This is a genomic window from Paraburkholderia caledonica (assembly GCF_000383275.1).
Classification (GTDB): Bacteria; Pseudomonadota; Gammaproteobacteria; order Burkholderiales; family Burkholderiaceae; genus Paraburkholderia; species Paraburkholderia caledonica.
In genome coordinates this window covers 52004-73107 of sequence record NZ_KB911053.1, presented here as the reverse complement: position 1 = coordinate 73107, position 21104 = coordinate 52004, and the positions used below count along the sequence as shown (strand labels likewise).

At 62.1% G+C, this 21104-nt stretch carries 20 protein-coding genes, 1 tRNA gene and 1 rRNA gene; 11 read left to right on the top strand and 11 right to left on the bottom strand.

The annotated features are described in order from the left end of the window. The first annotated feature begins 144 nt into the window (after positions 1–144). Positions 145–258: ribosomal RNA gene (gene rrf / locus H281_RS0132890) — 5S ribosomal RNA — on the top strand. Between the two features lie 154 nt (positions 259–412). Here rrf and H281_RS0132885 read toward each other — a convergent pair. Both H281_RS0132885 and H281_RS0132875 read right to left on the bottom strand, forming a co-directional pair. Next, on the bottom strand, positions 413–877 hold the full coding sequence (locus H281_RS0132885) for a hypothetical protein (RefSeq protein WP_027805147.1): 465 nt from the start codon (positions 875–877) through the stop codon (positions 413–415). A gap of 812 nt (positions 878–1689) precedes the next feature. Then, positions 1690–2538: a FadR/GntR family transcriptional regulator gene (locus H281_RS0132875; protein WP_027805146.1), complete on the bottom strand. Its 849-nt coding sequence runs from the start codon at positions 2536–2538 to the stop codon at positions 1690–1692. A gap of 242 nt (positions 2539–2780) precedes the next feature. On the opposite strand from H281_RS0132875, the gene H281_RS0132870 reads away from it, so the two are divergent. The 8 genes from H281_RS0132870 (at position 2781) to H281_RS0132830 (ending at position 10479) form a co-directional block, all read left to right on the top strand. Continuing rightward, positions 2781–3989, top strand: a complete 1209-nt coding sequence (locus H281_RS0132870) for an ABC transporter substrate-binding protein (protein WP_027805145.1) — start codon at positions 2781–2783, stop codon at positions 3987–3989. Positions 3990–4109: 120 nt separating this feature from the next. Continuing rightward, positions 4110–4970, top strand: coding sequence for a branched-chain amino acid ABC transporter permease (locus H281_RS0132860; protein WP_020071376.1), 861 nt, complete (start codon positions 4110–4112; stop codon positions 4968–4970). After that, a complete protein-coding gene (locus H281_RS0132855) occupies positions 4967–6031 on the top strand; it encodes a branched-chain amino acid ABC transporter permease (protein ID WP_020071375.1) in 1065 nt (354 codons plus the stop codon). The genes H281_RS0132860 and H281_RS0132855 overlap by 4 nt, the downstream gene beginning before the upstream one ends. After that, complete coding sequence (locus H281_RS0132850; protein ID WP_020071374.1) at positions 6028–6795, top strand: ABC transporter ATP-binding protein; 768 nt, start codon at positions 6028–6030, stop codon at positions 6793–6795. Before H281_RS0132855 ends, H281_RS0132850 begins: the two co-directional genes overlap by 4 nt. After that, a complete protein-coding gene (locus H281_RS0132845) occupies positions 6792–7493 on the top strand; it encodes an ABC transporter ATP-binding protein (RefSeq protein WP_020071373.1) in 702 nt (233 codons plus the stop codon). The genes H281_RS0132850 and H281_RS0132845 overlap by 4 nt, the downstream gene beginning before the upstream one ends. A gap of 32 nt (positions 7494–7525) precedes the next feature. Next, entirely contained in the window at positions 7526–8824 is a 1299-nt protein-coding gene (locus H281_RS0132840; RefSeq protein WP_020071372.1) for a Zn-dependent hydrolase, read from the top strand. Continuing rightward, positions 8821–10320 (top strand): M81 family metallopeptidase, encoded by a 1500-nt coding sequence (locus H281_RS0132835; protein ID WP_020071371.1) that lies wholly within the window; start codon positions 8821–8823, stop codon positions 10318–10320. The genes H281_RS0132840 and H281_RS0132835 overlap by 4 nt, the downstream gene beginning before the upstream one ends. A gap of 82 nt (positions 10321–10402) precedes the next feature. Continuing rightward, positions 10403–10479: transfer RNA gene (locus H281_RS0132830), tRNA-Val, on the top strand. A gap of 92 nt (positions 10480–10571) precedes the next feature. On the opposite strand, the gene H281_RS0132825 is transcribed toward H281_RS0132830, so the two are convergent. Further along, entirely contained in the window at positions 10572–11462 is an 891-nt protein-coding gene (locus H281_RS0132825; protein WP_020071370.1) for an amidohydrolase family protein, read from the bottom strand. A gap of 2 nt (positions 11463–11464) precedes the next feature. Next, complete coding sequence (locus H281_RS0132820; protein WP_020071369.1) at positions 11465–12778, bottom strand: MFS transporter; 1314 nt, start codon at positions 12776–12778, stop codon at positions 11465–11467. 163 nt (positions 12779–12941) lie between these two features. Between H281_RS0132820 and H281_RS0132815 the strand changes: the two genes are divergently transcribed. Together H281_RS0132815 and H281_RS0132810 are read left to right on the top strand one after the other, a co-directional pair. Then, positions 12942–13685, top strand: coding sequence for a GntR family transcriptional regulator (locus H281_RS0132815; RefSeq protein WP_020071368.1), 744 nt, complete (start codon positions 12942–12944; stop codon positions 13683–13685). Positions 13686–13848: 163 nt separating this feature from the next. Further along, on the top strand, positions 13849–15153 hold the full coding sequence (locus H281_RS0132810; protein ID WP_020071367.1) for an MFS transporter: 1305 nt from the start codon (positions 13849–13851) through the stop codon (positions 15151–15153). A gap of 82 nt (positions 15154–15235) precedes the next feature. Here H281_RS0132810 and H281_RS37520 read toward each other — a convergent pair whose 3' ends face one another. The 7 genes from H281_RS37520 to H281_RS0132775 form a co-directional block, all read right to left on the bottom strand. Continuing rightward, complete coding sequence (locus H281_RS37520; RefSeq protein WP_020071366.1) at positions 15236–15370, bottom strand: hypothetical protein; 135 nt, start codon at positions 15368–15370, stop codon at positions 15236–15238. Continuing rightward, on the bottom strand, positions 15367–16425 hold the full coding sequence (locus H281_RS0132800; RefSeq protein ID WP_020071365.1) for a permease: 1059 nt from the start codon (positions 16423–16425) through the stop codon (positions 15367–15369). The genes H281_RS37520 and H281_RS0132800 overlap by 4 nt, the downstream gene beginning before the upstream one ends. A gap of 24 nt (positions 16426–16449) precedes the next feature. Further along, positions 16450–17517, bottom strand: a complete 1068-nt coding sequence (mnmH, locus tag H281_RS0132795; protein ID WP_020071364.1) for a tRNA 2-selenouridine(34) synthase MnmH — start codon at positions 17515–17517, stop codon at positions 16450–16452. 126 nt (positions 17518–17643) lie between these two features. Beyond that, complete coding sequence (selD, locus tag H281_RS0132790) at positions 17644–18708, bottom strand: selenide, water dikinase SelD (protein WP_020071363.1); 1065 nt, start codon at positions 18706–18708, stop codon at positions 17644–17646. A gap of 111 nt (positions 18709–18819) precedes the next feature. After that, positions 18820–19140 carry a DUF1330 domain-containing protein gene (locus H281_RS0132785; RefSeq protein WP_020071362.1) on the bottom strand — a complete coding sequence of 107 codons (321 nt, stop codon included), beginning with the start codon at positions 19138–19140 and terminating at the stop codon, positions 18820–18822. Between the two features lie 110 nt (positions 19141–19250). Next, the gene (locus H281_RS0132780; protein WP_020071361.1) at positions 19251–20252 is read right to left on the bottom strand and encodes a transketolase family protein; all 1002 of its coding nucleotides are present in this window, start codon (positions 20250–20252) and stop codon (positions 19251–19253) included. Next, complete coding sequence (locus tag H281_RS0132775) at positions 20249–21094, bottom strand: transketolase (protein WP_020071360.1); 846 nt, start codon at positions 21092–21094, stop codon at positions 20249–20251. The genes H281_RS0132780 and H281_RS0132775 overlap by 4 nt, the downstream gene beginning before the upstream one ends. Positions 21095–21104 lie beyond the last annotated feature (10 nt).

Here is a 21104-nt window from a genome sequence, read left to right as displayed (position 1 = left end):
CAGACCACACACGGTTGAGATCAGTGTTGTGCCAGAAACAGCACAACCCGCACGTGCTGAACGTGCAAAACGAGAGGCATCCTCTCAACTACTTCTTCCCGATTGGCTGTATTGCCCCACCGGCAGTACGGCAACCCGTCAAAGCCTGATGACCATAGCGAGTCGGTCCCACCCCTTCCCATCCCGAACAGGACCGTGAAACGACTCCACGCCGATGATAGTGCGGATTGCCCGTGTGAAAGTAGGTAATCGTCAGGCTCCCCAGCAGCGTCAGAAACCCCACCCCACAAAAGGTGGGGTTTCTGCGTTTACGCGGTGATAAACAGCCAAGCAAACAAATCGCTGTCGTCATCGGACGAATACGGCTTGAAGCGGTTCTCGGCTATTAGTAACTCCGGTAATCGGGCGAGAACTAAGCCCTCTTTCGCGTCGCAAATTGATCCGGCAGCCCCGCCGTAAAACGGTCCAGCCGCTCGCTGACCTCGGTAACTGCCCAAAGCGGAGCGCGGTGCAATTGCTGGTCGTAGTTGATAGCGATCTGTGCAAATATCGCGAATCCGTTCTCATCGAGCATCCACCTGCCGGTATCTCGTCCGGTGTCGAATACCTTGGCTATCGCACGCTCGGCCTCGCCGAGTTGCTCGCCAGTCGCGGAGCCGAAGCCCGATTCGGCCAGAAAACCCGTCAGCAGCATTACTTGCGTCAGTGTCTGAGCATCGCTTATCCCGCCGTCGCCTCGTCGCAACGCGTCTAGCGCCAGATGCACGCGCAGCGCGAGATCGTCCGCGGTTTGGCGTGCCATCGGCAGCAGCATCGCCTTGGCATGCCGTGCGCGTGCCGCGCCGGTGTTTCGGGAGAACGGAATAGGTTGTGCCATGAAGGTCCAGTGAACGTGCTGTGCAGATGCAATAACGGCGCGCGCGTCAAAAGGTTGAGCCCTCTTGTCGTTAGGCGCCGACTTCTCTAGGCACCGCCTCCGCCAACCCAATTACAACCGTCTTGAAAAGCCGAAGTTGAATCGACATCTTTGACGCGGCCGATCGCTGTAGCCCACGCTCGACTGCGACGCAACCTGTGGGCCGATCGCCCTGAGATTCGCCGCGTCGTTCACGTTGGCGTCACCGCCCCCTGGCGCCTACGGATCCCATTAGCGGCGTCGGGGGCAGGATGCGACAACGCGCGTCGCAAAGCTCATTTCGAGCGCTCACGATCGAGCCACGACGCTTCAACCGATCACTCGCCGCGAACCCGCATCACGAGTGTCGACGCCCCGTGTACGCGATTTCGTTGTCCCTTCGTTGACATATGCCCACATAATCCAGGCACGTGAGCCAGCGCACGCAGCCCACGCGACTCACGCGACCCACGCAGCCCACGCAGCCCACGCAGCCCACGCAACCGGGCAACCGACGATCCCCTGCGACTAGCTTTGCCACCAGCCTCGGCCACCAGCCAGGGCGCCGACTCCGCCACCAACCGGCGACCAACCCCGGCGACCAACCCCGGCGACCAACGTCGGCCACCAACGTCGGCCACCACCCCCCCCATCAAGCCCACCACCAACCCGACCACCAACCCGACCACCAACCCGACCACCAACCCGACCACCAACCCGACCACCAACCCGACCACCAACCCGGCCACCAACCCGGCCACCACCCCGGCCACCAACCCCGGCCACCAACCCCATCACTCCCCATCCCCCTCCGCCTCCACCGGACCAGCACTTCGCGCCCGCACCCGGCGGCGGATCTCCGAGTCGAGAATAAGTCGCCCGCGCAGCTTCCCTTTCATCCGTTTCACGTAACGCGGCGCCTCGGTCATATGGACCGTCATTAGCTCGCGCACTTTGTCGACGTCACGCTCGCGCGCTGCTTTCGTGATCGCCTTGTGAATCTTGACATTGGCCTGGCCGAACCGCTCGTGCTCGGCCTGCGGCGTATCGTTACGAAATTCGATGAGCTGCCGGATCATCTCGTTAATCAGCTCGCAGCTGAAACGCAAAAACGGGTTCGGGTTAGCAGCTGCCAGAATGTCGTGGAAGTTCACGTCCTCCTGGCGCTGCCGGACGATGTCCTGCCCGCCGTGCGCCGAAGCAGGCCGATCGCAGCAAGCAATGCTCGCCTCGAGCGCTTCGAAATCCTGCTCCGTCAGATGCGGGACCGCGCCCGCCGCAAGTTCCGGTTCGAGCAGTTTGCGCACGGTGTAAATGTCGTCGATCGAAACGTCCTTGAAGAACAGATAGTTCTGCAGAAGCTGCAACGTCCGATCGAGCGGCACCTCCACCACCATGCCGCCGCCGGCAGGGCCGGTCGTCACCTTGATGAGCCCTTGAACTTCAAGCGACTTCAGCGCCTCGCGGATCGTGCTCTTGCTTACAGAGAAGAGCTGCTGCAACTCGACCTCGCGTGGAAGGCGATCGCCCGGCTTCAGATCCTTTTCCGTAATCAGTCGCTTGATTTCCTCCGCGACCAGATCGCCGCGCTTCTGCTGCTTGATCTCAATCGCGGCGCCAGCCTTGGTTCGATCCATGGCCATCTTCATGCTCCCATTTGTGTACTGCACCATCGGCGTTCCGCCGGCGCCCACTGCGTTGCAAGCAAAGCTGCCTTGCTGCCGCCAGGAATTTTGCCTTATTGACACCGGAATTTATTGTACCTACGATCGGATTCAACCTATTTATCATGATAAATAGAACAAAGCCGATGTGGTGGAAAGTTCACCGTGGCCAGCAAGCTTTCGCAGTCGTTCAGTGCGTGTCTCTTCCAAGGAGCGTCATTTTGAATCGCCGAAATATGTTGAAGCTGGCCGCATTGTCGGCCGTTCCGGGCTCGCTGGGGTCGCTCGTCACGCGCAGCGCCTTCGCACAGGCAGGCAGCGTGCAGTTCGCTTGTCCGGTGCCGATGTCGGGCGCGTTCGCCGCCAACGGGAAGTATGCAGACCTCGGTATGAAGCTCGCCATCGAACAATATGGCAAGGTTCTCGGCGAACCGCTCGCCTATTCGGTGCTCGACACGGAAGGCAAGCCGGCAACAGCAGTACGCCGCGTTCAGGAAATCGCGCAACAGAAGAATGCCCGATTCTTTGCTGGCGGTATTTTGTCGTCCGAATCATTGGCGATGGGCAAGGAAGTCCAGAAAGCCGGCGGCGTCTTCATCACCACGGCGGGCGCGGACGAAATCACTGGGAAAGACTGCAACGACGCGACCTTCCGCTGGTCGGTGCCCACGTATGGCGCAATCGAACAGACCGTGCGTCCGCTAATCCAGATGATGCCGAAGGCCAAACGCTGGTACACGATCACGCCGCAATACGTGTTCGGCGACGGCCTGTTGTCCGCCGCGAAAGCCGTCTTCAAGGAGAAGGGCATCGAGCATGTAGGCAACAGTTATCACTCGCTGAACGAAAAAGAGTTCAGCGGTTATTTGACGAACGCAGTCGCCGCCAAGCCGGACGTGTTGCTCATCCTCAACTTCGGTTCGCAATCTTCCGACACGCTGCGCCAGGCGGTCAGCTTCGGTATGAAGAACAACTGCACGATTCTGCTCGCGTGGGCTTCGGGTCTCGAGCAGTTCGAATCGCTCGGTGCGGACCTGTGCGACGGCGTGTATTTCGGTGCGCAGTACTGGCACGCAATCGACTCGCCGCTCAACCGCGATCTCGTCAAACGCACGCAGGCGGCCTTCAAGACGAATCCGAACTACAGCCTGGCCGGCTCGTACATCTGCACGAAAATTCTGCTGGACGGCATTGTGAAGGCCGGCAACGTCGATCCGAAGAAAGTGGTCGCCGCGCTCGAAGGCATGAAATACGATGGTTTGACAGGACCTGAAGAGGTTCGCAAGGGCGATCATCAGGTGCTGAAGAACTATTATCTGTTAAAGGGCAAGGCGAAGAGCAAGATGAAAAACGCCGACGACTACGCGGATATCGTCAGTTCAGGGCAATCGTTTCTGCCGCTCGACAAGACCGGTTGCAAGCTGGCGTGATTCGCGCGGGCGCCGCGGTGCCTCGCGCACCGCAGCACGTACACGTGCGAGCGCAGGAGAGCACGAAGCGCACGCACAAGCACACGCAGTGAAATTTCGCCAATTCCTCACACGGACGCCATGAACGTTTATCTGCTGCAGATCGTCAACGGCATCGGGGTCGGGATGCTCTATTTCCTGCTCGCGGTCGGCTTGTCGATTGTGTTCGGCCTCTTGCGCTTCGTGAACTTCGCGCACGGCGCGTTCTATATGCTTGGCGCCTACTTCTGCTATCAGGCGATGCAGTGGTCGATGAGCTTCTGGACAGCGCTGATCGTCGTGCCGATTGCGGTCGGCGCCTTGGCATGGGTCGTCGAAAAGCTGATTTTGCGGCACGTCTACGCGCAGCAGCATGAGTTCCATATTCTCGTGACGGTAGGCCTCGCGCTCGTCGTGCAGGAATGCGCGATCCTCGTGTGGGGGCCGCTCGGTGACAACGTGGCAGTTCCCGACATGCTGAACGGCGTGGTGATCTGGGGCAGTTTTGTTTATCCCAAGTACCGCCTGTTCGTGATCGGCTTCACTGCAGTGCTCGCGGCGTTGCTCTGGTGGGTGCTCGAGGGTACGCGTCTCGGCAGCGCGGTGCGCGCCGGCAGCGAATCGACGGAGATGGTCTCGCTGCTCGGCATCAACGTATTGCGGGTGTTCAGCCTCGTGTTCGCACTTGGTGCCGCAACCGCCGCGCTCGCCGGCGTGCTCGCCGCGCCGATTCGCGGCGTCGATCCTTTCATGGGTATAGAGGCGCTCGGAGTCGCGTTCGTCGTCGTGGTGGTGGGTGGCATGGGCAATTTTCTCGGCGCGCTGGTCGGCGGCCTGCTGGTCGGCATCGTGCAAAGCGTCATGAGCACGCTGTGGCCCGAAGGCGCGCGCTTGATGATCTACGTCGCGATGGCGGCCGTACTTCTGCTGCGGCCCAATGGCCTGCTTGGGAGAGCCGCGTGATCGATACTTCCAAAGCCGCCGACACTAAAGCAGTTACGCGTGCATCGCAGCCCGTTCCGCGACACGCGCTGCATCGCTATCGGTTCCTGTTGCTCGCGCTGCTCGTCGTGTGCATCTTGCCGCTGACGTTGCGCTCCGGCTCGCTCGCGACAGAAGTGCTCGTATTCGCGCTCGCCGCATTGGGCTGCAACCTTCTGCTCGGCCACACGGGACTGCTGTCGTTCGGGCAGGGCATTTTCTTCGGACTCGGCAGCTATAGCGCGGGCCTCGTGCTGACCAGGGCCGCGTTGCCGGTGCCCGTCGCGCTGCTGGCGGCAATCGCGGTCGGCGCGATAGCGGCCGCATTGGTCGGATGGTTTTCGATTCGACAGCGCGGCACATACTTCGTGATGCTGACGCTCGCATTCGGGCAACTGTTCTACTTCCTCGCCTACACCACGCCGGACCTGACCGGCGGCGACAACGGACTGCTCGACATTCCGCGGCCGGCGCTCGGGTTGCCTGGCAAAGCGCTGATTCCGCTCGCTTCCCCGTGGCAGTACTACGGATTCGTGGCGGTACTTTTTCTCGTCGTATTCTGGCTGTTGATGCGCGTCTCGCACTCGGTATTCGGCCGCACGCTGCTTGCGATCCGCGACAACGAAGCGCGCGCCGCCGCCGTCGGCTACGACGTCAAGCGATTCAAGCTGATGGCGTTCGTCATCTCCGGTGCCGTAACCGGACTCGCGGGCGCACTGCATGCGTTGATGACCGGCATCGCGCCGCTCTCCAACATCGACTACCACACGAGCGAGATGATCCTCGTGATGACCGTGATCGGCGGCACCGGCAATCTCTTCGCGTCCGTGCTGGGTGCCGCTTTCTATGTGCTGTTCGCCGACTGGCTGTCGACGTTGTGGCCGCGCTGGCTGCTGTTGCTCGGCATCGTGCTGATGGCGGTGAGCCTGTACATGCAGCGCGGTCTATGGGGACTCGGCGAGCGCATCTGGCACGCCCTGCGCCGAAATGACAAAGCCGATGCAGACGCAGCAGCCGACGACACCGCAAAGGAGCGCGCATGAGCGAGGCGATTCTGAACGCAAGCGGCCTCGTGAAACGCTACGGTAAATTCACGGCGCTCTCCGAGGTCAACCTAAGCATCATGCCGCGCACCGTGCACTCGGTAATCGGTCCGAACGGCGCCGGCAAGACTACGCTTTTCCATGTGCTCACCGGCACTCTGCCAATCACCGCGGGAACGATTGTCTTCGACGGACACGACGTGACGCACGAGCCCGATCACAAGCGTGTGCGTCGCGGCGTCGCGAGATCGTTCCAGGTGACGAGTCTGTTCGCCAATCTGAGCGTGCAGGAAAACTTGCGGCTCGCTGCGCAAGGTGTCGATTCCGTGCGTGCGCTCAATGCATGGTCGCCGCCGCGCGGCGCGCTGGCTCACACCGAAACCGTCGACGACATACTCGAACGCCTCGCGTTGCAGCGTTTCAGCAAAGTGTCGGCAGGCGCTCTGTCGCACGGTCAGCAGCGGCGGCTCGAAGTCGGCATGGCACTCGCGGCGCGTCCCAAGGCGATCTTTCTCGACGAGCCGACGTCGGGCATGGGTATCGACGATCTCGACGACATGAAGCAACTGATTCGCGGCCTGCGCGAGGACTACACCGTCGTCCTGATCGAGCACAACATGGGCATCGTAATGGACATCTCCGACACGATCACCGTCATGCAACAAGGGCGCGTGCTGGTGGAAGGGCGGCCCGACGAAATTCGCGGCGATGAGCGCGTGCGCAGCGCCTATCTCGGCAACATGATTACCGGAGGCCGCGCATGATTCTCGACGTGCAGCAGATTCACGGCTTCTACGGCAAAAGTCACATCCTGCAAGGCGTTTCGTTGCAGATCGCGGAAGGTGAGACGGTTACGCTGCTGGGCCGCAACGGCGCAGGAAAATCGACCACGCTCAAGGCGATCGCGGGCGTCGTCGCGCCGAAGAACGGCAGCGTGACGTTCAACGGCGCGACCATTAGCGGGCTGCAGCCGCATAAAATCGCCTCGCGTGGTGTGTGTTTCGTGCCCGAACACCGCGGTATTTTCCGGTTGCTCACCGTGGAAGAAAACTTGCGGCTCGGCGCGCGCAAAGACTCGCCGTGGCAACTCGACGACATCTACCGCATTTTTCCGCGGCTGAAAGAGCGACGCACGAACGGCGGCGGACAACTGTCCGGCGGTGAACAGCAGATGTTAGCGGTTGGCCGTGCGCTGATGAATCATCCGCGTCTTCTGATGCTCGATGAACCGGTAGAGGGCCTCGCGCCGGTGATCGTCGAAGAAATCGTCGCGCAACTCAAACTCATTCGCGAGGCAGGTGTGGCGATCTTGCTCGTTGAGCAGAACCTCGAAGTCTGCACGCAACTCGCGGATCGTCACTACATCATCGAACAGGGCGTGATCGTTTATTCGGGCGACAATGCGTCGTTCGCCGCCGACGACTCGGTCAAGGACCGCTATCTGGGCGTCGGCGTTGTCTGAGTCCGCGCCGACTTCACTATGAGGAAGCACTGATGCAAGTTCATGAATCGCAGGCTACCGAGGCAGTGAATCGTTTGCGCGTCGATGGCGAACGGCTTTGGAACAGTCTCATGCAGCTCGCGAAAATTGGAGCGACCGAAAAGGGCGGCGTCTGTCGACTCGCGCTAACCGAACTGGATCGCATAGCACGCGATCAGGTCGTTAGTTGGGCGAAGGAAATAGGCTGCACGGTTCGCATCGACGCGATCGGCAACATTTTTGCGCGCCGCGCCGGTTTGCGCGACGATCTGCCTCCGGTGATGACCGGCAGCCACATCGACACGCAGCCGACCGGCGGCAAGTTCGACGGCAACTACGGCGTGCTCGCCGGCATCGAAGTGCTGCGCACGCTGGCCGATGCAAACGTTACAACGCTCGCGCCGATCGAGGTCGCGGTCTGGACCAACGAGGAAGGTTCGCGCTTCGTTCCCGTGATGATGGGCTCAGGCGTGTTTGCAGGCGCTTTCACGCTCGAACATGCGCTTGCGCAGCAGGACCGGGACGGCGTGTCCGTGCGCGACGCGCTGACTGCAATCGGCTACGTTGGGGAAAACACGAAACCGCATACCGTTGGTGCGTATTTCGAAGCGCACATCGAGCAGGGCCCGGTACTGGAAGCAAACGACAAAACTATCGGCATCGTGCAAGGCGCACTCGGTCAACGCTGGTACGACGTGACCGTGCACGGCATGGAGGCGCACGCAGGACCGACGCCGATGGAATTGCGGCGCGATGCGCTACTCGTTGCCGCCGACCTCATTCACGCCGTGAACCGTATTGCGCTCGACCATGCGCCGCATGGTCGCGGCACGGTAGGCTGGGTCGACGTGCATCCAAACTCACGCAACGTGATTCCAGGCCGCGTCAAGCTGACGGTCGATCTGCGCGCCGCCGACGACACCACGCTGACCGCAATGGACAGCGCACTGCGCGACGCCTGCACGGTCGCGAGCGAAAAAGCGGGCATCGCGGTTGATGTCGAGCCCGTCGTGTACTTCGCGCCGCAACCGTTCGCGACGGAACTGGTGGCCGCCGTCAAACACGGCGCGGAGATGCTGGGCCTCTCGTCAATGGACGTGATCAGCGGTGCCGGCCATGACGCCGTGTATCTCGCGCGCGTCGCGCCTGCCGCGATGATCTTCGTGCCCTGCAAGGACGGTATCAGCCACAACGAAATCGAAGACGCGCGCGCGGATCATCTGGAGGCCGGCTGCAACGTGTTGCTGCACGCGATGTTGAGAGCGGCGCAAGTTGTCCAGACAGCGCCGATGTCGGAGGGTTCGAACGTATGAAAATCCTCATCGCGCGGATGAATCACGAGACCAACACGTTCTCGCCGGTGCCGACGCCGTTGTCCGCTTTCGGCCAGAACGGTGCGAACGCCGGCCCGAGCTTCAACGACGACGCGTTCAACGACAACAAGGGCATGCAGACCGCAATGGCCGCGTTCATCGACGCCGCTGCACGCGAAGGCGCGCAGATCGTTACGCCGGTGTCGGCGGCGGCCAACCCGAGCGGGCCGGTCGAAGCGGCAGCATACGACGCAATCTTCGACGCAATTCTGGCAGCCGCGAGCGGATGCGATGCAGTGATGCTAGACCTGCACGGCGCAATGGTCGCGGAAAATTCGAATGACGGCGAAGGCGATCTCCTCGAACGCGTGCGCGCGGCATTGCCCAACGCCCCGATCGCCGTCGCGCTGGATCTGCACGGCAATGTCACGCAGAAAATGATAGACAACGCGGACGTCATCGTCAGCTTCAAGACCTATCCGCACGTCGATATGTATGAAACCGGCGCCCACGCGGCGCGTCTGCTGTTTGATCTGATACATGGCAAGGCGAAGCCGGTGATCGCCTGGCGCCAGCCGCCGTTGCTCACCCACACACTGCGCAGCGCGACCGCTGAAGGCGCGATGAAGCGTGCGGTCGACGCGGCGCGCGCCGCCGAGGCCGACGGCATGCTCGCGGTCTCGGTGTTGTCCGGCTTTTCGCTCGCGGATATCGCTGCGCCGTGTATCAGCGTCGTGGTTGTCAGCAATGGCGATCGCGCGCAAGCGGAGGCAGTGGCCGAGCGAATCGCGCAACGAATCTGGAACGAGCGCGAGGAATTCGTCTATCGCAGCGCGCCGCTCGCGGAATCGGTTGCGCAAGCCGCTGCTCTCGCAAAAGACGCCGACAAGCCGGTGCTTCTGCTGGATCATGGCGACAATTGCATGTCGGGCGGCACGTGCGACACGATGGATCTGCTCGAAGAAGCGCTCCGGCAGAATCTGGACGGCATCGTCACCGGGCCGTTGTGCGATCCGCAGGCGGTGGCCGCATTGATGGCCGCAGGCGTCGGCAGCACGGTGACCATCACGATCGGCAACAAGGTTGGAAGCAGTGCGGTGACGCCGCGCGCGCCCGTCGCGATGACCGGTGTGGTGCGAGCCTTGACCGACGGCGAATATGTGATCAGCGGGCCGACTTACACCGGTCAGCGAGCCCACATGGGACGCGCCGCGGTTCTCGATACGGGCACGGTGAAACTGGTCGTGACCGAACACACGCACGAGCCGTGGGACCTGGGTGTGTTCGAAAGCGTGGGTATCGACCCGCGTCGCGCGCGTTTCCTGCTACTCAAATCGCGCATGTATTGCCGTCCGGTTTTTGTGCCGATCTCCGCCGGGCTCGTGGAGTGCGACAGCCGGGGCGTGACGAGTTCGGACTACGGCCTGTTCGCTTTCCAGAATATCCGGCGCCCGGTCTTTCCACTCGATGCAGATGCCGAATGGAGCGCGTCGTAATGAGTGGCGCGAGCGTCGACAACAAGAATGCCGTCCGGCTCTTGTACAGTTTCGACAGACTCTCTATAATTCGCGCCTCTACAGGCTCGTAGCTCAGTTGGTTAGAGCACCACCTTGACATGGTGGGGGTCGTTGGTTCGAATCCAATCGAGCCTACCAACGCATCAGTGAGGTGGACGAAAGCGGCTCCGCTTTCGTCCACTGTCCTGTCAAAACAGTCGCTGTAACTCCTTGCTTTCTTCTCTCTGCATTCAGTACGTCGCGCGTTGCACGGCAGCTGTCGTTGCGGACGCATTCTCGACAGACTCAACGTCAAATCCATAGAACGAACGAGCATTGGTGCGCAAAATCGCGCCGAGAGCGGTCGAATCGAGACCGGCGTCGAGCAGCGTCGACAAGGTGTCACCATAACTCGTCATCGCTTCGTATTGTGTGTGCGGCCAGTCGCTGCCCCACATCAAACGGTCCGGGCCGAACTGCTCGATTAATTGCCGTGTCGCATCTGCGACGAAGGGCGAATCCGGTGCGGTACAGCGATATGCGCCAGACAGCTTTACCCACACCCGCCGCGTCTTGCCATAGCCGAGCAGTGCTTTGAAACCCTGGTCCTGCGTGCCCAATGCCGGATCGGGCCGGCCGAAATGATCGACGACGACTCGCACGCCGCGCTCCAGAAGCTGGTCGATCAGCGGTGCCAGATCGGCTGCGTTTCGGTGCAATTCGACATGCCAATCCAGTCGCGCAACGTGGTCCAGCAACGACGTCCACGGTCGTGCGCGCAAATCCGGCAGCGGCTGCTCGATAAGGTTAAGCCGAACGCCCGTTACGCAATGCCTATGCAGATCATCAAGCTCATTCGCGCTTATGTCCGGCGCAACGACAGCAACGCCGCGCAAACGCTCGGTGTCCGCAGATAACACTTGCAACAGATAGCGATTGTCGGTGCCGAGAAAGCTAGGCTGCACGAGCACCGCATGCGTCATTCCATGCGCGTTCAGCAGCGGCAGATAGTTGTCGAGCGTTGCGTCGTAGGCGGGCGCGTAGCGGCGATCGCCGGTCAACGGCAAGCCCTGCTCGAAAACGTGTGCGTGGGTGTCGACGCCACCGTGTGCAAACGACGGTAAGGATGCGTGTGCGTTCATATTCAACTGCGCGGAGAGTTCAGGTTGAGGCGCGCTGCGTCGGCGGCATCGGCGGTATCTGCGGCCTGCTCCGGCGCGGTATCGCGCAGACGCTTGCCGCGCGTTTCCGGAAGCAGCAGTACCGCGGTCATCGCAAGCCCGTAGGCAATGGCCGCGTCGATGCCGATGGCCGCGCCGAGCGACATCGAATGGCTCATGTAGCCGACCAGAACCGGAAAGCCTGCGGATGCAATGCGCCCGAAGTTGTAGCAGAAGCCGACGCCGGTGCCACGCATGTCGGCGGGATAGAGTTCGTTGAAGAGCGGGCCGAGGCTTGCCGGAATGCCGGCGGCAAAGAGACCGAGCGGGAAGCCAAGAACAAGCATCTGCATGTTCGTCAACGGCAACATGACGTATGCGAGCACGGTGACGATGCAGCAGAAAGCGAATAACGCGATGTTGCGACGCCGGCCGATCCGATCGAGCAGGTACGCGCTCAGCATGCAGCCGCACCAGAACGCGACGATCACGACGGCGAGGTAACCGCCGGTATTCAACACCGACAGATGCCTTTCCTTCGCGAGAAACGTGGGCAGCCACGTCATGATCGCGTAGTAGCCGCCGTGAGCACCCGTGCCGAGCACCGCACCGATAATCGTGGTTCGAAGCACGCGAGGCTGAAACACTTGCAGAATCTGACCGAACGCTGAGACCTTGGGACCGACTCTCGCGCCGACGGGCTCAATGCGCACCGGCTCTTTCAGATTGCGCCGCACGAACAGCACGAGGCCGGCGGGCAGCAGGCCGACTGCGAACATCACGCGCCAGGCGGTGTCAGAGGGAAGCCATGAGAATACGGCTGCGTAGACCAGCACCGCGGCGCCCCAACCCACGGCCCACGCGCTTTGCACCGCGCCCATTGCCTTGCCGCGATGTTCGGTGCGGATCGTCTCCGCCATGAGCACAGCACCGGCAGCCCATTCGCCGCCGAATCCAAAGCCTTGCAGCGCTTTAAGCAGCAACAGCTGCGGGAAATTCTGGGCGAATGCGCACAGGAAGGTGAAGCCGGCGAACCAGAGAACCGTCATCTGCAAGGTGCGCACGCGGCCGAAGCGGTCCGACAGCGCGCCGGCGATCCAGCCGCCTAGCGCCGACGAGACCAGGGTCACACCGCTGATCGCGCCCGCCTGCGTGTGGTCGATGCCATACGCCGCGATGATCGCTGGAATGGCAAGCGTGAACATCTGCACGTCGAGCGCGTCCAGACCCCATCCCGCGAAACACCCCCAGAAGGTGTTGCGCTCGACAGGCGTGCCCTGCCTGTACCAATTGAACATAGCCATCTCCGTCCGTTCGTCCTGCAGTTCTGGTGATTCATATATATGACTGTATGAATCTTGCGCCCAATCGGACTGCAGGTCATTGGGTAATAACCCTTGCTCGCTTTCGATCGATTCAATGCGGTACAGTAGTTACTCCTCTGCATAACTGTATGAATCCATGAATACGGCGTCTTTCGTGTCCAGGCCGGACGACCGGCTGCCCCGTTATCAGCAATTGCGCGACGACCTCGTGAGCCGCATTGCCGCCGGCGAATGGGCGCCCGAAGAGGCCATCGCCACCGAGGCGGAACTAGGCCAGTTCTACAACGTTTCGACCGGCACCGTGCGCAAGGCGATCGACCTGCTGGTCAGCGACGGCGTGCTCACCCGCACCCAAGGCAAAGGCACGTTCGTGCGGCGGCCGCGCTTCGACTCGTCGCTGTTCCGCTTCTTTCGTTTTGTCTCGCGCGACGGCCAGCCGGTGCGTCCCACCGCGCGCGTCCTGAAGCGCGAGGTGGTGAAGCCCAGCGAAGAGATCCGCAACGCTTTGCGTATGAAGGCCTCGGAGAAGGCAATCCACTTGTCGCGCGTGCGAATGATCGAAGGGCAGGCGGTGTTGTCGGAGGAAATCTGGCTGCCGCGCGCCCGTTTCGAAGCGCTTGCCGCGTTGCCGCTCGACAAATTCGAAGACCTGCTGTACCCGCTCTACGAACGGCTCTGCAAGCAGATGGTGGCCTCGGCGACCGAAATTCTCCGCGTAGAACAGGCTACCGCCGAAACGGCTTCGCTGCTCGGCATGAAAACCGGCAGCCCGGTGATTCTGGTTCACCGCGTCGCCTCCGACTTCGCCGGCACACCGTTCGAATGGCGCAGCACGCGTGGCGCGGCCGATACATTCCAGTACCAGGTCGAAATCCGCTAGACCCGCGTTAGCCCGCCTGTTTCCGCCGAACACAGCTTCCTACTCAAGGTGGCGCTGCCCGTCATGCGGGTATCACCCCATGGCGTCCGGCTGAAATTCCTACAATCATATATATGACTGTATCAATTTTTATTTGCCGTGCAGTCGGGCAAGCGGAGAAATCATGTCCACACAATTAGCATTCGAGCAGCAGGTCATGAAAAAGATGGCGTGGCGGTTAATGCCGCTACTCATCGTCATGTTCCTGATTTCGTTCATCGACCGCCAGAACGTCGGCTTCGCCAAGCTGGAGATGGTGCACGACCTCGGCATGACCGAAGCGTCGTACGGATTGGGCGCGTCGCTGTTCTTCATCGGCTATCTGCTGTTCGAGGTGCCCAGCACGCTCGCGCTGCATCGCTTCGGCGCGCGTGCATGGCTCGCCCGCATCATGATGACGTGGGGCATCGTAACGGTGCTGATGGCGTTTGCCCGTTCGCTGCCGGTGTTCTATTCGTTCCGCTTTGCGTTGGGCGTCGCTGAAGCCGGGTTCTATCCGGGCGTGATCTATTACCTCACGCAGTGGTTCCCGCAGAGCTATCGCACGAAAGTGCTTGGCTTCTTCACGCTCGGCAGTTCGCTCGCCAATATGCTCGGCTCGCTGATCGGCGGTCTGTTACTCACGCTGGGCGGCACATGGGGATTTGCCGGCTGGCAGTGGGTGTTCATCGCGACCGGCCTGCCGGCTGTGGTGGTTGCATTTGTCGCGCTGAAGTATCTGCCGAATTCGGTGAGCGACGCACCGTTCCTCTCGCAACAGGAAAAGGATGTGGTGCTCGCCGCGCTCAAGCGCGAGGCAGCGGGCGATGCCAAGGCGACGCATCCGTGGGCCGCGCTGCTCGATCCCAAGGTGCTGATGTTTGCGCTGACCTACATGCTGATGTCGACGTCGCTGTACGGCGTGACCTACTGGATGCCAACGCTGCTCAAGAGCGACGGCGTGTCGTCGTCGCTCAATGGCGTGCTCAATATGATTCCGTGGGCGCTGGCCACGCTGCTGTTGCTGTGGCTTCCCGGCAAGCTCAAGCGTGAGCGCGTGGTGTTGAGGGCGATGAGCATTGTTGCAGCGGTCGGCGTGGTGGGCTTCGCGTCGAGCCTCGTGCTGCCCACCCCAACGCTGCGCTTTGCGGCGTTGTGCCTGGGCGGGGCATGCATTCCGTTACTGTATCCGTGCTTCTGGTCGCTGCCGCCGCGCTTTTTCTCGGGCGCGCGCGCGGCTGCGAGTGTCGCCGCGATCAATGCGATCGGCAATCTCGGCGGCTTCGCGGGACAGAATCTGATGCCTTATGTCGGCAAAGCGGCGCATAGCCAGATTGCGCCGATGCTGGTACCTACTGCGTGTCTTCTGACGCTGGGAATTGGTACGGGCATCGCTGCTTTGATCAGCGCCCGCCGTCGCACGACACTTGCAGCAGCAACGGTACGTTAGCGCGACTAGACGCGGTGTGGCGCGGCCGTGTCTATGCAGGGCCGCTAGCACGCGTTGTTAAACCCGCGTTGTTAAACCCGCGTCAAGGACGAAGCAGGTCGAAGCTCGCCAGCACGAGTACGCCGGTCACCGCGATCAGCGCGACCGAATGCTGGCCGAAGTAGAGAAGCGCCGCAGCCGACCACGACGCGAGCGTAAACGCCGCGAGCTTTTTCATCGGAACCCCAGGGACGCGGCGAGCAGGCCGCTCACTATGCCGCAGACCACCACGGCCAACGCGACGACGGTCAGGACCCGCTTCGGAAACGAGCGACCCAGCATCGCCATAGACGGTACGCTGATTAGCGGCAGCGTCATGAGCAGCGCGCCCGCAGGCCCGGCTGCCACGCCGAAAGACAGCATCGCCTGAATGATCGGCACTTCGCCCGCCGTCGGAATCACGAACAGCGTACCGGCGATGGACAGCGCGACGATCCACAACACGCTGTTGTCGATGTCCGGACCAACGTGCGGAAAGAGCCACGCGCGTGCCGCGCCGAGAATCAGCACCAGCACGATGTATTCGGGCACGAGACGCAGCGTCATCGTGCCGAGTATTTTCACCCAGCGCGTGAATGCGGTGCCCGGTTCATCCGTCGTGACCAGTTGCGCGATAGCTTCGCGCGACGCCTCGGCTTCCTTCGGCGTCACCATGCGGTTCACGAGATAGCCAAGGCCGAACACCATGACCAGGCCGAGAGCGAGCCGCAAGCCCATCCACTGCCAGCCGAGCACGAAACCCATGAAGATCAGCGTGGCCGGATTGAGCGCCGTATTGCCGAGCCAGAATGCGATTGCCGCGCCGGGCGCCGCCTGCCGCGCGCGCAGTCCCGCCACCACCGGCGCTGCGCAGCAGGTGCACATCATGCCGGGCAACGACATCAGGCCGCCTTTCACGACGCTGCTGAAGTCGCTGCGGCCGAGCGCGCGTGCGACCCATTGCGGCGGAATCAGCGCCTGCACCGCGGAGCCGAGCAACAGACCCAGCACCATTGCCTGCCAGATGGCCTTGCCGTAGGCAAACGCGTAGTCGATTGCGGACTGCCACGACGCGGCGGGCGCGCTCGCAGACGTACCCATCAGGATCGACTTGCCGATCGAATGCTGGCTCGCGGCGACGAACGCGCGGTTGTAATACGGAAACCACTTCACATAGAAGAGTCCGACGACGGCGATCGCGAGGAACACGATCCAGCCAAGCGCGACGCGGGGCTGCCGAAGGGTTGATTGCATGTTGTTCGTAACGTTAAGGTTGGGTCAGACTAGCGCGACTGAACGCTTATCGAGTTGCGCGAGGAGCGCTTTAGCCTGATCGACGACGTCTGCGTCGTTCGGCCGGAAACTGATTTTCAGCGCCTGCGGCAGTTGCGTGAAATGCTGATGGCTGCTGCGCGCGTATGCCGGATCGTAGTGGAGTTCGATCAACTCGTTCGCGAGTTCGGCGCGCCGGTTTTCGTCGACGAGTTTTTGCCACCCGGCGACGCGTTCGCGGCTATGCAAGCCGATCAAACGTTCCAGCTGCGCCTTTAACGACTCGGGGTCGTCGAACAGTTGCGCGTAGTCGTGAAGCAGAAACGCCGAGCGGTCTTCGCGACTCGCCGCCACTTCCACACAATCGCCGCGATGAAACGTGTCGAGCAGAGCGAGCGGCAGCGTGATTGCGCCAATGCGACGGCTCTCCGCTTCAACGAACACCGGGCGCGCGGGATCGAAGCTGCGCAGCGCGCTCACGAGCAAGGTGTCAAAGCCCTTTTGCGACGGCTGCGCGACGCCGGCCCATGCGCCGAGCAGCGAGCCGCGATGCGCGGCGAGCGCTTCGAGGTCCAGCGTCTGCGCACCTGCTTCGTTGAGCGCGGCGAGGAGCCGCGTCTTGCCGCTCCCGGTCGGGCCGACCAGTGCGACGTAACGGAATTGGCTCGGCAGCGTGGTGAGCGCCTCTACGGTTGCGCGCCGGTAAGTCTTGTACCCGCCGTCGAGCTGACGCGCGGGCCAGCCGATCATGTTGAAGAGCGTGGTGACGGAGCCCGAGCGTTTGCCGCCGCGCCAGCAATAAACCAGCGGTCGCCAGTTGCGCGGCCGGTCGGCGAACGTCGTTTCCAGATGAAGCGCGATATTGCGGGCCACCAGCGCCGCGCCCACCTTCGTGGCTTCGAACGGCGACACCTGCTTGTACATCGTGCCGACCAGCACGCGTTCCTCGTTGCTGAGCACCGGCGCGTTCATCGCGCCCGGAATGTGGTCTTCGGCAAACTCGAGAGGCGTGCGTACGTCGATGATTTCATCGAAATCACCTGCTTGATCGAGGCTGACGAGTAGGTTTTTCAAGGGCGTACGGAGGAAATGCGGACAAAGTGGTGCCGGAAAGACCGAAATTATCGCATGCGGCGCGATTGGCGGCAGGGCGCGGCTTTCTGCAACCTTTCACCGCGCCGTGCCGGCCGCCGCCTTCTTTCAGATCACTTCTACGCGCCCTTCGCCTGCAACCATTTCGCCGATCACGCGAGCGTCGCCGAAACCGTCGGCGTGAAAGAGCGCCAGCACGTCGCTCACAGTGTCGGGTGAACACGAAACCAGCAGACCGCCTGAGGTTTGCGGGTCCGTGAGCAAGGTGCGCGCGCTCGGCTGCAATGTTGCCGGCAACGAAATATCTTTACCGTAAGCATCCCAGTTGCGACCGGAGGCGCCCGTGAAAACGCCGGCTTCGGCAAAGTCGACTACGCCCGGCAGCCACGGCAGGTCGGCGTAACGCACGCGCGCAGTGAGCTTCGAGCCGCGCGCCAGTTCCAGCGTATGGCCGAGCAGACCGAAGCCCGTGATGTCGGTGAGCGCATGGACGCCGTCGAGCCCGGCGAGTTGCGCGCCCGGCCGGTTGAGCTTGGTCGTCGCGCCGATCATGGCGGCGTAGCCGTTCGCGTCGAGCCGGTCTTTCTTCAGCGCAGCCGAAAGCACGCCGACGCCGAGCGGTTTGCCGAGAATCAGCACGTCGCCAGCCTGCGCGCCCGCGTTGCGCTTCACGCGCCGCGGATCGACCACGCCGATTGCGACGAGGCCGTAGATGGGCTCGACCGAGTCGATCGAATGTCCGCCCGCGAGCGGAATGCCGGCGTCCGCACACACCGACTCGCCGCCCTTCAGCACTGCCGCAATCACGTCGTGCGGCAACACGTTGATCGGCATTCCGACGATGGCGAGCGCCATCAGCGGTTTGCCGCCCATTGCATAGACGTCGGAGAGCGCGTTGGTCGCCGCAATGCGGCCGAAGTCGAACGGATCGTCGACGATCGGCATGAAGAAGTCTGTGGTCGCGACGATCGCCTGCTCGTCGTTCAGCTTGTAGACGGCGGCGTCGTCGGCGGTATCGTTGCCGACTAGCAGGTCTGGAAAGAACGGCAGCGGCGCGCTGCGTTTGAGCAGGTCAGCGAGCAGGCCGGGGGCGATTTTGCAGCCGCACCCGCCGCCGTGCGACAGGCTGGTGAGGCGGGGCGAGGAGCTTGCTTGGGCTTGAAGGTCGATCATTGTGGCGCGAATTTGTGGCTTCGAATGATCGCATTATGAGGGTTGTCGACTCCGTGCGCTTCGGAGTTCCCCGCTGCCGAACCGCGGTGCCGGCCGAATTCAACGCGGAATTCAATGCAGAATGTCGGTCGCTTTGTGATTCCCGTCCACGCCTTCCACGAGGATTACCGGTCCGCGAGCATGCCGCATGCGCAATGGCAGGATGCGCCGATACGCGTCCGACGCGTACCAGGCGCGCGCCGTCGGAAGGTCGGGAAACTCAATCGCGATCAGGTCGCCGTGCCACTCGCCTTCCACGACGTGGGGCCGTGCGCCGTGCACAATGAATCGGCCGCCGAATGGCGCAAGGGTTGCGTCGATACCCTCGAGGTACTCGACAATCTCAGCGCACATTTCAACGTCGTGCAAATGGGCAATCGCATACGCAGTCATGTTCACTCCTCCATGCATGAAGAAACCGGAACTCGCATGCTGCGTATGATTGCCCTCGCCCGGAGGCGCGTCGATTACCTCACAGGTAATGGAATCCGCAATGTGCGGATCTAACCGAGCCAGCCCTTGATCGACTCGATCATCGCGGAGGTCGAAATACCATAGCGGTCGTGCAGTGTCGGCAGTGCGCCCGCAGCGAGGAATGCATCGGGGAGCGCCACCTGCCTGAACGGGCACGACACTCCGGCGCGCATCAGTTCGGCCGCAATGGCCTCACCCAGACCGCCGATCGTCGTATGGTTCTCCGCCACGACGACGAGCCTGCCCGAACGGTTTGCTTCGCGCACGATTGTCTGCGTGTCCAGCGGCTTGATGGTCGGCACATGCAGCACGCCCACGCCGATGTTCTCGCGTTCCAGCGCTTTCGCGACTTCGAGCGCACGCATGGTCATAATGCCCGACGAGATCACGAGCACTTCCGCGCCGTCGCGCAGCATCTTTGCCTTGCCGAGTTCGAACGTGTAGTCGTATTCGTCCAGCACCGCAGGCACGTTGCCGCGCAAAAGACGCGCATACACAGGGCCCTTGTGTGCGGCAATGGCGGGCACCATCTGTTCGATGTCGAGCGCATCGCATGGATCGACAACGGTCATGTTCGGCATCGCGCGCATCAACGCGAGGTCTTCCGCGGCCTGGTGGCTAGGACCGTAGCCAGTGGTCAGCCCAGGCAGCGCGCAGACGATCTTTACGTCGAGGTTGTCTTCGGCAATGGCCTGGTGCATGAAGTCATACGCACGGCGCGTCGCGAACACGGCGTAGGTAGTCACGAACGGCTGTGCGCCTTCGTGCGCGAGGCCCGCCGCTGCGCCCATCAGCAATTGCTCGGCCATGCCCATCTGGTAGTAGCGCTCAGGGAATTCCTTCGCGAAGATATGCAGGTCCGTGTACTTGCCGAGATCGGCCGTCATGCCGACAACGTTGGTTTTCTGCCGAGCCAATTCGGCGAGTGCGTGACCGAAAGGCGCCGAGCGCGTGAGCTGGCCTTCGCCCGCAATGGACGCGATCATCGCCGAGGTCTTCAGGCGCGGTTTGCTCATGGTTGCGTTGCTCATGCTTGTCTCCCTGCTTCCAGTGCTTCGAGCGCCAATTGCCATTCGTGCGCATCGACGCGGATAAAGTGGTTCTTCTCGCGCTCTTCGAGGAACGGCACGCCGCAACCCATGCGCGTGTCGGCCACGATCATGCGCGGCTCCTTGCCGGGATGCTTGCGGGCCGCGTCGAACGCGGCGGCCACGGCGCCGATATCGTTGCCGTCCACACGTTGCGTGAACCACCCGAATGCTTCGAGCTTCTCGACTAGCGGTTCGAAAGCCATGATCTGTGTCGACGGTCCGTCGGCCTGCTGGTTATTCACGTCTACAACGGCGATCAGGTTGTCGAGCTTCCAGTGGCTCGCGGACATGATGCCTTCCCAGATCGCGCCTTCGTCGAGTTCGCCGTCGGAGAACAGCGTGTACACGAACGACTTCGAGCCCTTGCGCTTGAGTCCGAGACAGCGGCCGACGGCAATCGTCAGGCCGTGTCCGAGCGAGCCGCCGGACATCTCCATGCCGGGCGTGTAGCTCGCCATGCCGGACATGGGCAGACGGCTGTCGTCGCTGCCGTAGGTCTCCAGTTCTTCGGCGGGAAGAATGCCTGCTTCGAGCAGCGCCGCGTACAGCGCGATCGCATAGTGTCCGTTCGAGAGCAGGAAGCGGTCGCGCTCTTCCCACTCGGGATCTTCCGGGCGATAGCGCATTGCGCCGAAGTACGCGACGGCCAGTACATCGGCGATGTCGAGCGCCTGCCCGATATAACCCTGGCCCTGCACCTCGCCCATTAAGAGCGCGTTTCTGCGGATGCGGTGAGCGTGTTCGGCAAGCGATGCCGTCGACGCATTGAATGGACTGTTCATGTCGTCTCCT

Excerpts from the sequence above, each read along its gene's own strand:
- H281_RS0132885 (WP_027805147.1), bottom strand. The coding sequence starts at position 877 with ATGGCACAACCTATTCCGTTCTCCCGAAACACCGGCGCGGCACGCGCA.
- H281_RS0132875 (WP_027805146.1), bottom strand. The coding sequence starts at position 2,538 with ATGGCCATGGATCGAACCAAGGCTGGCGCCGCGATTGAGATCAAGCAG.
- H281_RS0132860 (WP_020071376.1), top strand. The coding sequence starts at position 4,110 with ATGAACGTTTATCTGCTGCAGATCGTCAACGGCATCGGGGTCGGGATG.
- H281_RS0132850 (WP_020071374.1), top strand. The coding sequence starts at position 6,028 with ATGAGCGAGGCGATTCTGAACGCAAGCGGCCTCGTGAAACGCTACGGT.
- H281_RS0132845 (WP_020071373.1), top strand. The coding sequence starts at position 6,792 with ATGATTCTCGACGTGCAGCAGATTCACGGCTTCTACGGCAAAAGTCAC.
- H281_RS0132840 (WP_020071372.1), top strand. The coding sequence starts at position 7,526 with ATGCAAGTTCATGAATCGCAGGCTACCGAGGCAGTGAATCGTTTGCGC.
- H281_RS0132835 (WP_020071371.1), top strand. The coding sequence starts at position 8,821 with ATGAAAATCCTCATCGCGCGGATGAATCACGAGACCAACACGTTCTCG.
- H281_RS0132825 (WP_020071370.1), bottom strand. The coding sequence starts at position 11,462 with ATGAACGCACACGCATCCTTACCGTCGTTTGCACACGGTGGCGTCGAC.
- H281_RS0132820 (WP_020071369.1), bottom strand. The coding sequence starts at position 12,778 with ATGTTCAATTGGTACAGGCAGGGCACGCCTGTCGAGCGCAACACCTTC.
- H281_RS0132815 (WP_020071368.1), top strand. The coding sequence starts at position 12,942 with ATGAATACGGCGTCTTTCGTGTCCAGGCCGGACGACCGGCTGCCCCGT.
- H281_RS0132810 (WP_020071367.1), top strand. The coding sequence starts at position 13,849 with ATGTCCACACAATTAGCATTCGAGCAGCAGGTCATGAAAAAGATGGCG.
- H281_RS37520 (WP_020071366.1), bottom strand. The coding sequence starts at position 15,370 with ATGAAAAAGCTCGCGGCGTTTACGCTCGCGTCGTGGTCGGCTGCGGCG.
- H281_RS0132800 (WP_020071365.1), bottom strand. The coding sequence starts at position 16,425 with ATGCAATCAACCCTTCGGCAGCCCCGCGTCGCGCTTGGCTGGATCGTG.
- selD (WP_020071363.1), bottom strand. The coding sequence starts at position 18,708 with ATGATCGACCTTCAAGCCCAAGCAAGCTCCTCGCCCCGCCTCACCAGC.
- H281_RS0132785 (WP_020071362.1), bottom strand. The coding sequence starts at position 19,140 with ATGACTGCGTATGCGATTGCCCATTTGCACGACGTTGAAATGTGCGCT.
- H281_RS0132780 (WP_020071361.1), bottom strand. The coding sequence starts at position 20,252 with ATGAGCAACGCAACCATGAGCAAACCGCGCCTGAAGACCTCGGCGATG.
- H281_RS0132775 (WP_020071360.1), bottom strand. The coding sequence starts at position 21,094 with ATGAACAGTCCATTCAATGCGTCGACGGCATCGCTTGCCGAACACGCT.